Annotated in this window: 14 protein-coding genes; 9 read left to right on the top strand and 5 right to left on the bottom strand. The window is 44.2% G+C overall.

Annotated features, from left to right (window positions below; all coding sequences use genetic code 11):
• Positions 1–51: 51 nt before the first annotated feature.
• From AC2Q9J_RS09030 to tagD, 3 genes are all read right to left on the bottom strand, one after another.
• On the bottom strand, positions 52–1011 hold the full coding sequence (locus tag AC2Q9J_RS09030; protein WP_499039167.1) for a polysaccharide deacetylase family protein: 960 nt from the start codon (positions 1009–1011) through the stop codon (positions 52–54).
• Between the two features lie 236 nt (positions 1012–1247).
• On the bottom strand, positions 1248–2417 hold the full coding sequence (locus AC2Q9J_RS09025) for a CDP-glycerol glycerophosphotransferase family protein (protein ID WP_499039165.1): 1170 nt from the start codon (positions 2415–2417) through the stop codon (positions 1248–1250).
• Entirely contained in the window at positions 2414–2806 is a 393-nt protein-coding gene (gene tagD / locus AC2Q9J_RS09020) for a glycerol-3-phosphate cytidylyltransferase (protein WP_499039163.1), read from the bottom strand. Before tagD ends, AC2Q9J_RS09025 begins: the two co-directional genes overlap by 4 nt.
• A 618-nt stretch (positions 2807–3424) precedes the next feature.
• Between tagD and AC2Q9J_RS09015 the strand changes: the two genes are divergently transcribed.
• From AC2Q9J_RS09015 to AC2Q9J_RS08990, 6 genes are all read left to right on the top strand, one after another.
• Positions 3425–4600 carry a CDP-glycerol glycerophosphotransferase family protein gene (locus AC2Q9J_RS09015; protein WP_499039161.1) on the top strand — a complete coding sequence of 392 codons (1176 nt, stop codon included), beginning with the start codon at positions 3425–3427 and terminating at the stop codon, positions 4598–4600.
• A 32-nt stretch (positions 4601–4632) separates the two neighbouring features.
• Positions 4633–5439 carry an ABC transporter permease gene (locus AC2Q9J_RS09010; RefSeq protein WP_499039159.1) on the top strand — a complete coding sequence of 269 codons (807 nt, stop codon included), beginning with the start codon at positions 4633–4635 and terminating at the stop codon, positions 5437–5439.
• A gap of 17 nt (positions 5440–5456) precedes the next feature.
• Positions 5457–6263 carry a teichoic acids export ABC transporter ATP-binding subunit TagH gene (gene tagH, locus AC2Q9J_RS09005; protein ID WP_499039157.1) on the top strand — a complete coding sequence of 269 codons (807 nt, stop codon included), beginning with the start codon at positions 5457–5459 and terminating at the stop codon, positions 6261–6263.
• Positions 6264–6537: 274 nt separating this feature from the next.
• A complete protein-coding gene (locus tag AC2Q9J_RS09000) occupies positions 6538–7824 on the top strand; it encodes an ATP-binding protein (RefSeq protein ID WP_499039155.1) in 1287 nt (428 codons plus the stop codon).
• Between the two features lie 153 nt (positions 7825–7977).
• On the top strand, positions 7978–8436 hold the full coding sequence (locus AC2Q9J_RS08995; RefSeq protein ID WP_499039153.1) for a VanZ family protein: 459 nt from the start codon (positions 7978–7980) through the stop codon (positions 8434–8436).
• Positions 8437–8555: 119 nt separating this feature from the next.
• The gene (locus AC2Q9J_RS08990; protein ID WP_499039151.1) at positions 8556–9554 is read left to right on the top strand and encodes a peptidoglycan bridge formation glycyltransferase FemA/FemB family protein; all 999 of its coding nucleotides are present in this window, start codon (positions 8556–8558) and stop codon (positions 9552–9554) included.
• A 73-nt stretch (positions 9555–9627) separates the two neighbouring features.
• On the opposite strand, the gene AC2Q9J_RS08985 is transcribed toward AC2Q9J_RS08990, so the two are convergent.
• Positions 9628–10125 (bottom strand): antibiotic biosynthesis monooxygenase family protein, encoded by a 498-nt coding sequence (locus AC2Q9J_RS08985; protein WP_499039149.1) that lies wholly within the window; start codon positions 10123–10125, stop codon positions 9628–9630.
• Between the two features lie 153 nt (positions 10126–10278).
• Between AC2Q9J_RS08985 and AC2Q9J_RS08980 the strand changes: the two genes are divergently transcribed.
• Positions 10279–11289 carry a GNAT family N-acetyltransferase gene (locus tag AC2Q9J_RS08980; protein WP_499039147.1) on the top strand — a complete coding sequence of 337 codons (1011 nt, stop codon included), beginning with the start codon at positions 10279–10281 and terminating at the stop codon, positions 11287–11289.
• An 80-nt stretch (positions 11290–11369) separates the two neighbouring features.
• Here AC2Q9J_RS08980 and AC2Q9J_RS08975 read toward each other — a convergent pair whose 3' ends face one another.
• Positions 11370–12353 carry a GNAT family N-acetyltransferase gene (locus tag AC2Q9J_RS08975; RefSeq protein ID WP_499039730.1) on the bottom strand — a complete coding sequence of 328 codons (984 nt, stop codon included), beginning with the start codon at positions 12351–12353 and terminating at the stop codon, positions 11370–11372.
• A 193-nt stretch (positions 12354–12546) separates the two neighbouring features.
• Between AC2Q9J_RS08975 and AC2Q9J_RS08970 the strand changes: the two genes are divergently transcribed.
• Positions 12547–13575 (top strand): GNAT family N-acetyltransferase, encoded by a 1029-nt coding sequence (locus tag AC2Q9J_RS08970; RefSeq protein ID WP_499039145.1) that lies wholly within the window; start codon positions 12547–12549, stop codon positions 13573–13575.
• 209 nt (positions 13576–13784) lie between these two features.
• Positions 13785–15041, top strand: coding sequence for a Y-family DNA polymerase (locus AC2Q9J_RS08965; protein ID WP_499039143.1), 1257 nt, complete (start codon positions 13785–13787; stop codon positions 15039–15041).
• Positions 15042–15165: the final 124 nt, after the last annotated feature.

Below are 15165 nucleotides of genomic sequence, written 5' to 3'. Positions count from 1 at the left end.
TTTAACCCCCGATATCTCACGAGATATCGGGGGTTTTTTCATACGCTTATATTATTGTGAGGTTTCAATCTTCGCTATAAGCTCTTCTCCTGAGAAAGCGCCGTTCGCCGTGATGCGGTCCAGTTCGAAATGCGCGTCGGTGTCCCGGTTCACCAGGCCGGACTTGACGGTGAAGGCTATTTTATAACCGGCCACTTGCGCCAGGCGGATCGTATCCTCCGAGTAATGGCCATATGGATAGGCTAGAGTTACGACATCATACCCCATTTTTTCTTCAATGGTCTTCTTGCTTAGCAGAAGATCTTCGAAAACTCTTTTTTCAAATTCTTCTTGTGATTCGAAACCGGACTCATTCGGCATGGGCCCGGAGAGTACACCTTTCAATTCGTTGTGTTCATTCGTTTTCTGATGGTGTGAATCCCACGTGTGGGCCTGAACAATCATCGTCCCTTCCATCGAGCGGGCTTCTGGCCAAGTGAATTTTTCATATTCTTCCGGATGCAGGGCACTCGGCGTTTCAAAAATTCTGCTGGCTATGACATTTACTGTCGCTTTCATGTCGAGCTCTTCCAAAACAGGAAATGCTTCTGTATAAACACTTTTATAGCCGTCATCAAAGGTTATGAGAATAGGCTTATCAGGCAGCTTTGTTTTATTCATCAAATGATCAGCCAGCTGGTAATCCGTTATGGTCGTAAACCCGGCTTCTTTGATCGCTGACATCTGTTCTCTGAATCGAAGTGGGTCGACACTGATTACATCGTTCCGTTCTTCCAATAAAATATGGTACATCAGTACAGGAATCGACGGGGTTGCTGATATCTCTGCAGCCATTTCAGCTTGCACTTCAGGAACGGGTTCTATAGTAACCGCGACAGGAGCGGTGGTGGCAGGTATTTGTTTGGATACTGCAGTCTCTTCTATGTCATTCTCAGAATTCATATGTATCGGCAAAAGGATCAAACCCAATAAAACCAGGACTAAGCAGCCGGAAACATAATATTTTCTCAAATTTTATCCCCCTATAGCAGAAAATTAAAAACTTCTTAGGCGGATTATAACTTTAGTCTTAGTATAATGTAAACAGTCTTATTGATATATTTGGAATAAGTTTGAACTTTTTACACGAGTGTATATCATGTAATAGTATGAATGTGTATAAAATAGATGCAGATTCGCTGTTTTTCCTGTGATGATGTGGAAACACGAAAAAACCGACCGGCTATTTGCCCGGTCGGCTCCATTGTTTATAGATCTTCTGGTTCATAAATTGCGGTAATCAATTGTTTGGAAGAGCGTCCGTTTGAAAACGTGTTCCAGTGGCTGCAAAACTGTTCGATTTTCTTCTGATCAATATGCGGATCTAGAATGTGCTCGATGACTTCAGCCGTACCGGTAACCATCGGACCTGGGAAGAACAAGTCATTGACCTGCCAAATTCCTTGCGTGCGGTTGTATTCCTCGATGTCGTAAGTGAAGAAAATCATCTTTTTACCAAGCATTGAGAATTCAACAGGAATTGAAGAGTAGTCAGAAACCAGGACATCACTTGCCAGCAACAATTCATTGATATGCGGATAATCGCTAGCCAGGATAACCCGCGGGTGATCTGGAACTTTAGCCGCAGCATGTACAGAAGGGTGCAGTCGAACCAAAAGCACGTAATCCTCGTCCAAAGTCTCTAGAAACAACTGGATATCAAAAGCAACAGCCATGCGCTGCAATTCGTCTTTGCGGAAAGTCGGCGCATACAATACGACTTTCTTGCCTTTGATCGAAGGATACGCATCCATTACATTTTTCAGTCCGTCAGCTTTCAGCTCTTCATCATAATAAAAATCTGTTTGCGGAACACCTGTATAAAGAAAATGGCTCATATCGACCTGGAATGCTTCTGAGAAAATTTCCGCCATTTGGCGTGAGCCGACAGGGATGTACTGGAATCGGTCGTACACTTCCTGGAAACGCACTTTCGCGCGCATGCTTCTGGCATCCGTTTCAGGGTCGCGCCAGCCGAATTGTTTAATGGCGCCGGCCGCATGCCATAATTGAATGCATTTGACTTCTTTGCGGAACTCGATGACCGACAGGACACCGGCATAATTATCTACAAAGACATATTTGGATGTCGCCAGATGGTAGATGGAAAAAATGGTATCTACTATATTAAGTGATTCGAATGTATAGATTTTTTTATTGGCAGTGGGAATTGTTGAAAAATCCATTTTGCACCGGGTCTGATTAACAAAAACCAGACGGTGGTTTCCGGAGGATGCCAATTCATTGGCGATGAAAAAAGCGTTATCGCCGAATGAGGATAGGAATACCGTTTTATTTTTCAAAGGCAGCAGGTTGAAAAGGGAAAAAGCGATTTTAAAGAAAAACAGGTATATGGAAATGATCAGTTCGCTTTTCATTGTTTGTTCAAGAGATCCGTTTTGATTTTGGAAGTCGAGATGCCTTCAGTTCTCGGCAAGTACACGACTTCGCAATAGTCTTTCAGTTCATCGAATTTGCCTTCCCAATCAGAGCCCATTACAAAAACCTGTACATCGTTCTGCTGGATGTCATCCACTTTCTGACCCCAATTTGTTTCTGGTATCACTTCATCTACGTATTTTATGGATTCAAGGATCAATTTCCGTTCTTCATAGGAGTGGTACGCGGCTTTACCTTTAATATCATTGAATTCGTCAGAAGATAAGCCGACGATCAAGTAGTCGCCGAACTCTTTTGCGCGCTTCAGGATATTAATATGCCCGTGATGAATCAAATCAAATGTACCGTATGTTATGACTTTTTTCATGTTTTCTACACTCCACATCTCGTATATGTTTTGCCGCTTAAAGTATAGTATCATCATTCGTCTGCAAAGAAAATATTCCCGCGGCAAATACGATCTTACTCTTATCTGTTGATGGCCTTATTTGCCATCATCCGTTCACAAATTCCGTCCGTGAATTCAGCCTATTCGCTATTGTATCACACGGCTTGGAAGATGAACTGTTTTAAACGCGAATCGTCTGGCGGCTTTTAATAACACTTATAATAGAAAAAAGATTGTTGTTTCATTATGTTAAATATATGGAATCTTTATGGACATATGATTCTATTCCCTTATGCTTAAGAAAATGATAAGATGTTTTATTGTTAGCAAAAAATCTTTTAGAAATTTTCTTTGGCTATACTGATTTAGTTTCCTATATATATACTGCTGAAACATTATTTACACCCTTAGACGAAAATAGGCTGGTTTAGTTTCAATTTCACCGTATTTCTTCAATATTATGAAGGCTTCGTCTATGGAGCGGAATCCCATGTTTGCAGGAATACAGCGGAAATCTGTTTAATACCGATGAAATGAAGGAATATCCAATAAGACGTACTTTAATTTGAAATTTTTATCCAGAATCGAGGACTGGCAGTGATTAGACGTTTAAAGAACAATGCACTGGTTTTGAAACTATTTCGGATCATTTTCGTCCTTCTCGGTGGCCTGCCGAAAAAGGGCAATTTGGTCATATTCGAAAGTTTCCATGCCAAACAATACAGTGATAGCCCACGGGCAATTTACGAATATATGAAGGAACATTATCCGGATTTCCAGCTTGTCTGGAGTGTGGATAAGCAGGCAATACCATTATTCGAAAGTTTCGGCGTGCCATATATCCGGCGCTTCTCGCTGCGATGGTTCCTGGAATTTCCGCGCGCGAAGTATTGGGTTAATAATGTGCGTCTGCCGAATTGGATGCCGAAGCCGGATAAGACGGTTTATATCCAGACATGGCACGGAACGCCATTAAAAAAACTTGGCACAGACATTGAAGAAATCCATATGCCTGGAACGGATACGGAGAATTATAAACGGAACTTCGTATTGGAAGCCGGCAAATGGGATTATCTTGTTTCGCCGAATGCTTATTCAACGGAGATTTTCACCCGCGCATTTGAATATGGAGGCAAAGTCATTGAATCCGGCTATCCCCGGAATGATGTGCTGTCCAATTATTCGGATACGCTGCTCAGCAGCATTAAAAAAGATTTGGGTATTCCGGAAGAAAAGAAAGTCATGCTTTATGCACCAACCTGGCGGGACAATGAATTTTACCAAAAAGGGAAATACAGATTCGAATTCCAATTCGATCTGGAGCGGTGGAAGCGGGAATTCGGCGATGAATGGGTCTTGCTGTCAAGAATGCATTACCTGGTAGCCGAGAATTTCGATTTTACGGCTCACGAGGGCATTGTATATGACGTTTCGACTTATCCTGATATCCGGGATCTGTATTTGGTGTCAGATCTTTTGATCACTGACTATTCGTCAGTGTTCTTCGATTACGCAATCCTGAATCGTCCGATCGTGTTCTTCATGTATGATCTTGAAAATTACCGCGATCAATTACGCGGCTTTTATATCGATATCGAGAACGATGCACCTGGTCCGATTGTCCAGACTGAAGCTGATTTATTCGCGGCCATCAATGAATTACAGGACACTGACATACGGAGCCACCCAAAATTCGATGCGTTCCGAAACAAATTTTCCTCATTGGAAGACGGTCATGCTGCTCAGCGAGTGGTAGAAGCCTTCCTCGAGTAGTATGATAAAATATAAGTAGGTGAGGAATTTTTATGAAATCAGTTTTTAAAGTATTGCAGGAACAAATTCAATACTTCTATTTAGTCAGAAGACTTTCCATATATGAACTGCGCAGCATGGCTAGCGGAAATTACCTGGGCATGGCATGGGAAATTATCAATCCAGCCATCCAAATCGCCATTTATTGGTTCGTCTTCGGTTTCGGTATTCGACAGCGCGAACCTGTCGGCGATATACCCTATCTGCAATGGATGTTTGCCGGAATACTCGCTTGGTTCTTTATCACACAATCCGTGATGAAAGGCTCGAAGTCGATATTCAGCAAAATAAAGATGCTTGCAAAGATGAATTTCCCGATGAGTGTCATTCCGAGTTATGTTATTTTTGCGCAATTCTACCCCCACTTGATTCTGCTGGGATTGGGTATGCTTTTCCTGCAGTTTATCGGTTATCCGATTTCAATTTACTATCTGCAATTGCCGCTGTACATGATAGGGCTCCTAGCGTTCCTGTTTAGTCTCGTGTTGATCACCTCGACTTTGACGACGATCATCCGTGACGTTCAGATGCTGTTGCAGTCAGTAATGCGCATGCTGCTCTATCTGTCACCTATTCTATGGCCGCCGACGATATTACCGGAATCTGTGCAGCCTTATATGATGCTAAATCCTTTTTATTATGTTATCGAAGGATACCGATACTCATTACTTGGAGAAGGATGGTATTTCCTTGAAAGTCCGATTTACACACTCTATTTCTGTGGAGTCATCTTAATCACATTTATTGTTGGCGCTTATCTGCACGTGAAATTCAGAAGTCAATTTATTGATTTCCTATAAAATGGGAAGTGAGTCATATGCCTAATTCGGTCGAAGTTCAAAATGTTTCCAAACGATATAAATTATATAAGAAAAGCTCTGAACGGCTGCTCGATTTGCTGATTCCCCATAAGGAATACGGCGAAGCCTTCTATGCGCTGCAGGATGTTTCCTTCGAAGTGGAGGAGGGGTCGATTGTCGGCCTGGTCGGCATCAACGGCTCAGGTAAATCCACCTTGGCCAACATCATTGCTGGCGTAATTCCACCAACGGCGGGGAAAGTCGTGAGCAACGGCAATGTCTCGCTGATTGCGGTCAACGCCGGTCTGGACAATAAACTCACCGGACGCGAAAATATTGAATTGAAGCTTCTTATGCTTGGTTTTTCAAAAACAGAAATCAATGCAATGGAAGAAGAAATCATCGAGTTCGCGGAACTGGAGAAATTTATCGATCAGCCCGTCAAAACTTATTCAAGCGGGATGAAGTCGCGTCTTGGGTTTTCGATTTCAGTGCGCGTCAATCCTGATATCCTGATTATCGACGAAGCTTTGTCGGTAGGGGATAAAGCTTTTGCTGAAAAAAGCCTGAACAAAATGATGGAGTTTAAAGAACAAGGAAAAACGATGTTCTTTGTCAGCCACTCCATTTCCCAGATGAAAAAGTTCTGTGAAAAAATACTTTGGCTGGAGTTTGGCATTGTAAAAGAATACGGTCCTGCTTCTGAAGTATTGGCGCATTACGAAGAATTCCTTGAAGAATTCAAGAATATGTCCAAAAAAGAGAAGAAGAAATACCGTCAGAACGCACTCGACAGACAATCAAAAATTGCATCCAAAGCTTAATCGAACCGGCTCCCGAATGGGGGCCGTTTTTTTTATCTTATTTAACAAAAAGACACTAAAACTGTAAAGAATGCTTAAATATCTTAAAATTCAGAAATTTAATTGACATTTAGTAATTTTCTTGTTAATTTAATAGTTATTAAGATGTGCAGCCACATTTTTTTTATTTTTGTCATTTATCGTTTTAGGACTATATAACTTATTTCTGGAAAATTAAAGGGATTAAGTGAAGTTTTATCGAATGTAGGCTAGTGAAATCAAGGAGGTCTGGGAAATGACGAAGGTTGACCAGAAGAAGATTCTTGTACTCGGTGGAACAAAACATATGATCAATGTGGTGGAAACTGCTAAACGGATAGGCATGTCGCCGATTGTTGTCGACAATGTCATCGGTTCGCCGGCTAAAAGCTATGCCGACAAATCTTATAACACGAGCACTGCCGATATTGAAGGCTTGGCAAAGATCGTCCGGGAAGAAAAAGTGGACGGTGTATTCACTGCCTTTGAAGATATAAATACATGGAATGCTGTTGCCCTGTGCAAAAAAATGGGCTTGCCGTTTTATGCGACAGAAGAGCAATTAGGCATTACATCAAATAAAGATAAATTCAAGGAAATTTGCCGACGTTTTGATGTTCCCGTTATCGAAGAAAGGGAATTGGCGGGAGAACTCGAAGAAACAGCCGTTGCATCCTGGGAATTTCCGGTCATCATCAAGCCGGTTGACAGCTATGCCAGCAAAGGGATAACTGTTTGTTATGATATTGAAGAAGTAAAACAGGGGTTCGCTAAAGCAATGGATTTTTCTAATTCGAAAAAAGCGATAGCCGAACGGTTCATCGATAATTCCTACGGTGTCCAAATGTTCTACACTATACAAAACAGCAATATCGTCCTCACCGCGGTTTGTGACCGTTATGTCTATAAACATTCAAAAGAACATCCGCCATTGCCGACCGCAATGGTGTTTCCTTCCAAACATCAGGATACGTTCATCGAAACGCTGGATTGGAAAATCCGCGATATGATCAATGGCATCGGCATAGAAAATGGCACTGTTTTCATCCAATCCCTTTATGAGGACGGCAATTTCTATATTTATGAAATGGGCTTCCGGCTCAGCGGGGAACAGCATTATCACATCATCAAAAAGCAGACGGACATCGATATTCTTGAGATGATGCTCGATTTCGCCGTCAGCAATCCAATCGACAAATACGATTTACGGGAATTCGACAACGGCCATATGCCTTTGCCGTCCTGTAATCTGCCGATTCTGCTCGAAGCTGGGATCATTGGGGAAATCCGCGGTCTGGATGAAGTCAAAGCGATGCCGCAAGTCATTTCCTGCGTCATCAATGTGGATCAAGGGGACGAAATCATAGTCACCGGTTCCTATACGCAAATGTTCGGGCGTTTCAATATCGTCACGAACACTGCAGAAGAACTGTATGAAACGATTGAAAAGATATACAATACACTTCTAATCACCAATCAGGAAGGCGAAGATATGCTGATGACGAAATTTGTGCCGGATCCAATGGCAATTGGTAAGAATTAAAATCGAAATGGCAGGAAGCGGTGACTATGCCGCTTCTTTTTTCATGGATTTTTATTGGTCAAGCAGCTGTCCCATTCGAACAGAGCCTTTTGTTTTCCGTGATGATATAATGGGAAACAGCTGTTTAATTGAATAAGAAAAGGATGTACATAGATGAAAAATAAAAAAATAGCATGGGGTATGGCAATCGGCTGGATGAGCCTGATTTTTATCCTGTCCCATCAGCCGGCGTCTGTTTCAAGCGGCCTCAGCTCAGGCATCACCGAATTTCTTCTTGGCATCATCACTGATGTATTCCCGGGCAGTGACGCGCGCGTCGAACAATTCCATACATTGGTGCGGAAAAATGCGCATTTCATCGCTTATCTGGTGTTAGGCGTCTTATTGGTGAATGCGCTTGGAAGATGGGGACGATTAGGGGGACGCACACTTGTGGCGGCTTTCACGATTGCCGTTTTGTATGCGGCCTCGGATGAATTCCATCAGCTTTTCATCGAAGGAAGAAGCGGGGAAGTGCGGGATGTACTGATCGACAGTGCCGGCGCAGCGGCTGGGATTGCAATATGCTGGCTGATCGATTATCTGCTCCGTAAGAGAAAGTTGAAGGATTGATCGGCTATAAATACACAGGAAATAATGTTGCTGGGATTTAACCTTTACTTAACCTGCTGAGAATATTGTGTTGTTACAGCTAATCACCAACACGATCTCTCAGAAGGGGGCAGTTTAAATTGATCGATATATACTTTGATCCGAAATACGGAAAGCTATATGAAAAAGTGGAAAAAGGTCATTTTGAGATTTTCGACTTTGATCATCTGTTCGGAAAAGTTCAGCATATGTATATTAAACGTGAGATTTCCGAAAAAATTGATGACAGGGTTTATTACGATATAGTCACACCTTATGGTTATGGCGGACCGGTCATTACAGAATACCAAACTGAAACCCGGAAGGAATTAGTGCGCGAATTTCATAAGGCGTTTGCCCGGCATTGCACACATCAGAGGATCGTAAGTGAATTCATCCGTTTTCACCCTTTGCTGGATAATGCCAGAGATTTCAAGCATATGTATGATGTCCAATATATGCGGCCCACGGTTGGCACCAATCTTCTGGCACACGAAGATCCAATTGCGGAGGAACTTTCGAAAACACCACGTAAAAATATACGCCGGGCACTGAGGGAAGGCGTAAAATACAGAGTGATTGAAAACCCGGATAATCTTGAGGCTTTTAAAAGTATCTATTACGCCACGATGGAACGCAAAAACGCGGATGATTATTATTTTTTCGGTGACGATTATTTCGACGAACTGGCAAGTACGCTCGGAGGCCATCTTTTAGTCACGGAAGCTTGGTATCACGGGGAAATCATCGGTATGACGCTGACTTTTAAATACAATAAAATCCTTCATACCCACCTTTCAGGAACGTATGAAGAATATCATCATCTTTATCCTGTCTATATTATGCAATATGCCACTACCCTGTGGGGGAAAGAGAATGGATATCATCTGCTCCACGGAGGCGGCGGCCTGACCAACAGCCTTGATGACAGCTTATATCAGTTTAAAAAGCAATTCGGCAAACATCACTCTTTCGGTTTTCAAGCTGGCAAAAAAATTTGGAACCCGGAAATCTATAAGAAATTATACGAAGCCGCAGATGTGGCAATGGAAGAAGATTTCTTCCCCGCCTATCGAGCGAAAGCCAGATGCAAAGTTTAGCGGCGGAATAACCCGAAAGCCCGTACAGAAAATCCTGTACGGGCTTTTAGATTTACTTTAGATCAGCGCTTTTTTATCTTACGTAAGTTGTCACATAGGAGGGGCGCGGGAAAATATTTGGAACTTTATCGATGCCTTCTGCTGTTCCGCGTTTGGCGTGCGCGCTGCCATAAGCATTCGACTGCTGCCAGTCTTTGAAGGAATTTTCATCTTCCCATAGCGTGAGGATCACATAAGTATCCGAATTCAACGGACGCAGCACGCGAATCGCTTTGAATCCAGGTTCGTCTTCGATTTTGCGGGCGCGGTTCCGGAATCTTTCTTCAAACCGTTCCTTGCCTTCTTCTGTCACCGGTATATTATTGAAAACCGCAAAGAATCCTGCATTAATGTCTCCGCTTGCATCGAGAATCTCATAGGTATCCACATCCGGCAACAGTGCTGCACCTTCCGTTTCGTATAACAGGACTGCATCCTGCCCGTTCATCAGGTAAATCAGCCGTGCATTCGGCAAACTGGCAACAAAGCCCATCGCCTGGTCAATATGGCCGCTCCATTTATGTAATTCCATGTCAAAAACCTCCTGCCTTCATTTCCTACCATAATCTTATCGTTTTTATTTTCCTTTAGCCAATTTTTTTACCTTAGTTTAACCATAGGTGTTTAAAATCGGAATCTAAGCATAGTTCAAGCAGCGATCAATCCGAATAGGCGAGGTGAAAAAATGAAGGATATTTATTTCAATAAAGATTATGGAATGCTGTATGAAAAAATCGAGAATGGAAAATGTGAAGTCTATGAATTTCGAAATGCGCTGGGGTCCGTTCGCCATCTGTTCATCAAACGGGAAATTCCAATCCGGCTTCCGGACGGCGAGATGTACTACGATCTGACGACGCCATACGGCTATGGCGGGCCAGTCATGCGTCCTGCTGACGGTGTGGACAAGGAGGAACTCGCCCAGGCGTTTATAATGGACTTTGAACAATATTGTATGAGGGAAAATATCGTCAGTGAATTTATCCGTTTCCATCCGGTGCTGAAAAACGCTGCAGACTTTGGTGATTTCTATGACACTGCCTTCATGCGCAACACGATCCAAACCCGTCTTCAAGCTACTAAAGATCCATTGATGAGCGAATATTCGCCTTCGGTCAGGCGATATATACGGAAAGCTCTGAAGCAGGGTGTCGAGTACCGGGTCTATGTAAATCCGGACAGTCTTGATGAATTTCGCGAGCTTTACCTGCAGACCATGGAACGCAATCAAGCGGATGATTATTATTATTTCGATGAGGAGTATTTTACTCAATGTGTCAGCCTGCTGCGTCCGCAGCTGGTGATCGTCGAAGTGAGCTGGAAACAGACGGTCATCGCCATGAGCCTGAATTTTGCAAGCGATGGTGTGCTGCATGTTCACCTGACAGGCAGCCTTGAAGAATACCACGACTTATATGCGCCGAATATTCTGCAGTATGCGCTGCTCAGATGGGGCATGGAAAATAATATCAAATTGATCCATCACGGCGGCGGGCGGACGAATGATCCGGATGATAAATTATATCTTTATAAGAAGAAATACGGCCGCGCCCAGGAACTCGAGTTTCATGTCGGCAGGAAAATCTGGAACAGGGAAATCTACGATCAGCTGTGCTGTGAAACCGATGCAGAAGCCGGAAGTTCTTTCTTTCCAGCCTACCGGGAAAACTTGAGGGTCAAAGAAGAAATTAAGTGAAGATAAGGCGGCCAAACAGAAAACAGCATTCGAGTCTATTGCAGATAGACTCGAATGCTGTTTTTCATTTGTGGAAGCGGCTATCCCCGATAAATCGGGAAATGGCCGGTATTTGTGTCCGGTTTGGCCGCGACTTTCGCGCGTGAAATTCTTTCATAGACAGCGGCATTCCGAATTTTTTTGCCGGTCAGGATATCGAGCGGCTCTGTTTTTGTGAATCCGCTCTTGAACCGATGCAGCGGTTCTGTACTGGCTCCGCCAAGGTGCAATTGCTTCTTGCCGTTGTCGACGCCCCAGCGGCAGGCTTCGGACAGCACCAGGCTGTTGGCGGCGAATTTGAAATAAGCCGGATCATTGGCCGCAAGGTGGTAGTGGAGGTAATCGCCATGATGAACCATCAAGGCTGTTGATATCCGTTTGCCTTCATGTACTGCGTTAATGATAAATTGCTTGCCTGCAAGCGTGCGGAAACTGTCTTCAAGAAATTTTCTGCTGAACACATAATATTCCGGGATGCTGTTCCTTTGAGCCATCAGTTCATAGATACGGCAAAAATCATCCAGCGTTTCACCGGTGAAATCATATTCGATGGTGACGCTATTCTTTAAGGCGCGGCGCACTTGCTGGCGCGTTCCGGATTTGAATTCATCCATAAAATAGTCCTCGGTCGACAAATCGACATACATGGCAATGCCGCGTTTGTCGATCCCGTAGAATTCACCGAAATGCTCGATATTGCCGATCCATGGATTGAAACGGATATATTCCGCGATAATCCGGCTGTCGTGGCAATATTGCTGGAAAGCTTCATCAAATGCAGCTGCCAGTTCCTGTTCACGGCCGGCCTCACATTCGGCAATGAGCGGCCCATTCAGCCCGAAAGGCGTGATTGTATCAAAGTACCCTGTGGTGCCTGGTACGGTGCGTTTGATGAAAGTGTAATGAACGCGTCCGAGGCTGTGTTCGAATTCAAACACCTGCGCCACTCCGCCGTCCTGGCTTTCGTATGCGCTCGCCCATTGGGGCAAAAAGAAAACGTCGGGTAATCCTGTTTTTATGCTCACACTCAAAATTCTCTCTCCCTTCACGTTGTTTACTAATCACTTTCAATGCTAATAAAAGCGGGTTAAATCTGGGTTAAACGGCTCCTGATGAATAAAATAAAATCCATTGTCCCCATTTAACTCAGTTTTAACCTGATTATTGGATGATATTCAAAACAGTTTGGAAAATACACTGCGAAAAGAGGTCTTGATTATGTCGGAACTATTCTTTACACAGGATTACGGCAAGCTCTATGAAAAAATGGAAAAAGGAGTTTGTGAAGTATTCAAATTCAGCCATCCTCTTGGCATTGTGCATCATTTGTTCATCAAACGGGAAATCCCGTTCACTTTGGCGGGGCAGAAATATTATGACGCGATCACACCATATGGCTACGGAGGTCCAGTCATCAAAAATTGTAAAAAAGGGGGAAGGAGGGAGCTGGTCCGACAATTCCATCAGGCGTTTGAAAGTTATTGCGAAAAACAGAACATCGTTTCCGAATTCATTCGTTTTCATCCGATCCTGAAAAATGTCGAAGACTTCCGTGAATTCTACGAAACGGCGTATCTGCGTGAAACGACGGGTACGACTTTAAAAGATTACGAAGACCCGATCGCATCCGAATTTTCCAAATCTGCCAGAAAAGCCATCCGGAAAGCGCTGAAGGCAGGCGTCGAATACCGCGTCACTGTTAATCCTGAATCGCTGGACAGTTTCAAGGAAGTCTATTACGCGACGATGAAACGCCTCAATGCGGAATCTTATTATTATTTCGATGATAAATATTTCAGTAATTGCCTCAAATATTTTGGCGACAGGATTGTTCTGGTGGAAGCCCTGTACGAGGGAGAGGTCATTGGAGCGGAAGTGCATTTTGTTTGTGGAAGCTTCATGCACACCCATCTGTCGGGAACAGTTGAAAACTGCAACCACCTTTCACCGGTCTATGTGATGACCTATGCGGTTGCCATGTGGGGCAAAGAAAATGGCATCGATCTGATTCATGCCGGAGGAGGCGTCACCAATAATCCGGAGGACACCCTGTATCTGTTCAAAAAGAAATTCGGCCAAAATACGAATTTCCAATTCCATATAGGCAAAAAAATCTGGAATCCGGAAATTTACCGGCTGCTGTGCGAGGAGGGGGAAGTCGGCGGCGATGAAGACTTTTTCCCGGCGTACCGTGCTAAAGCATCGAAACTCTTTCCCCAGGAAGATGGCATATTGATCGAGCAGTAAGAAAAGGATCTATATAGGCGACAAGAGCTGTGGCAACAGAAAATCCAGCTCTTTTTTGCATTTTTAGGGAAATAAAACAGAAATAATGGATATCCATTATTTGAGTTATTTTTTGATGGAAATTATTTTATTGCGGAAAAGAGGATTGTCCAAGGAGTTTTTGAGGTATAGAATAAGAACGAATGTTCTTATTCAGAGGAGGTTGCGATATGAAGATGAAGGAATTGCCCGAACGGACCATTGCCTGCCTTGATATGCGCAGCTTTTATGCCAGTTGTGCCGCTATCCAGGAAGGGCTCGATCCGCTTGCGGCCCATATCGCTGTTGTCGGCAATCAGGAACGGAAAGGAAGTGTTGTGCTGGCGGCGTCGCCACGGATGAAGAAAGACTTTGGCGTCAAAACCGGCACACGGCTGTTCGAGATTCCGGACGATCCGCGGATCCGCCTGATCGAACCAAAAATGGAATTCTTTCTGCGGGTCTCTATGGCTATCACCGAACTCATTACGGAATTCGTGCCGAAAAAAGCCGTCCATGTCTACAGTGTCGATGAAAGTTTTATTGATTTTACCGATGTCGGCACGCTATGGGGCGATACCGAAGCGCTCATTGCCCACATTCAGGACGCTTTGCTGCGCCAATTCGGCTTGCCTTCCGCGGTTGGTGTCGGCCCCAATATGCTGCTCGCTAAGCTGGCGCTGGATCAGGAAGGCAAAAAAGTCGGCTTTGCCAAATGGACATATGACGATGTCCCGGAGAAATTGTGGCCGCTTGCGCCGCTCAGCGAAATGTGGGGAATCGGTTCCCGGACTGAAAACACCCTCAACAGCATGGGCATTTTTTCGGTGGGCGACCTCGCCTGTACGGATGTCAAAACACTGGAAGAGCGTTTCGGTATACTCGGCCACCAGCTTTATCAGCACGCCAACGGCATTGATCTGTCAGATCTTGGTTCGCCGCTCGTGAGCGGACAGGTCAGCTACGGGAAAGGGCAAATTCTGTACCGCGATTACATAGAAGTGGAAGACATCATGACCATCATCCTCGAAATGTGCGAAGACATCGCTATGCGAACCCGTCAGGCCAGAAGGGCGGGACGCACCATCCACCTCAGCGTCGGCTACAGCAAATCCGCATTCGGCGGCGGGTTTTCCCGTTCGCGGTCTTTGGAGGAAGCCACCAATGATACCCTTCAAATCTACAAAGTCTGCCAAATAATTTTCGATGAACATTTTCAGAAGAAGCCCGTGCGCCAGATTTCAATTTCCATCGGCAATCTGGAAGAGGAATCTTCGATGCAATTAAGTCTTTTTGAAGCGCGCAAGTGGGAAAAGCGCCGCCTCGGGGCAGCGATGGATCAAATCCGCAACAAATATGGCTATTCGGCCATTTACCGCGCAGTTTCCGGAACAGAAGCCGGCACCGCCATCGCCCGGACCCGGCTGATTGGCGGGCATCAGAAGTAAGGGCCTACCAAAAAATTATTGTTGAACATAAAAAGCCAGTAAGGGAATAGACTGACATAGCGATATGAGACACATATAAAACACCTTCATTAGGCTGCTTGCGCCCCAAATTCTTTGGGTGCCA

Source organism: Planococcus sp. RAB007_Raresut (assembly GCF_057369535.1).
Note: the sequence above shows the minus strand (reverse complement) of the source record. Positions and strands in the feature narration are given on the sequence as shown.

What these genes read in the sequence shown, in the direction of transcription:
- AC2Q9J_RS08995 (WP_499039153.1), top strand. Translation starts at nt 7,978, where the DNA reads ATGAAAAATAAAAAAATAGCATGGGGTATGGCAATCGGCTGGATGAGC.
- AC2Q9J_RS09025 (WP_499039165.1), bottom strand. Translation starts at nt 2,417, where the DNA reads ATGAAAAGCGAACTGATCATTTCCATATACCTGTTTTTCTTTAAAATC.
- AC2Q9J_RS09010 (WP_499039159.1), top strand. Translation starts at nt 4,633, where the DNA reads ATGAAATCAGTTTTTAAAGTATTGCAGGAACAAATTCAATACTTCTAT.
- AC2Q9J_RS08980 (WP_499039147.1), top strand. Translation starts at nt 10,279, where the DNA reads ATGAAGGATATTTATTTCAATAAAGATTATGGAATGCTGTATGAAAAA.
- tagD (WP_499039163.1), bottom strand. Translation starts at nt 2,806, where the DNA reads ATGAAAAAAGTCATAACATACGGTACATTTGATTTGATTCATCACGGG.
- tagH (WP_499039157.1), top strand. Translation starts at nt 5,457, where the DNA reads ATGCCTAATTCGGTCGAAGTTCAAAATGTTTCCAAACGATATAAATTA.
- AC2Q9J_RS09000 (WP_499039155.1), top strand. Translation starts at nt 6,538, where the DNA reads ATGACGAAGGTTGACCAGAAGAAGATTCTTGTACTCGGTGGAACAAAA.
- AC2Q9J_RS08985 (WP_499039149.1), bottom strand. Translation starts at nt 10,125, where the DNA reads ATGGAATTACATAAATGGAGCGGCCATATTGACCAGGCGATGGGCTTT.
- AC2Q9J_RS08970 (WP_499039145.1), top strand. Translation starts at nt 12,547, where the DNA reads ATGTCGGAACTATTCTTTACACAGGATTACGGCAAGCTCTATGAAAAA.
- AC2Q9J_RS08965 (WP_499039143.1), top strand. Translation starts at nt 13,785, where the DNA reads ATGAAGATGAAGGAATTGCCCGAACGGACCATTGCCTGCCTTGATATG.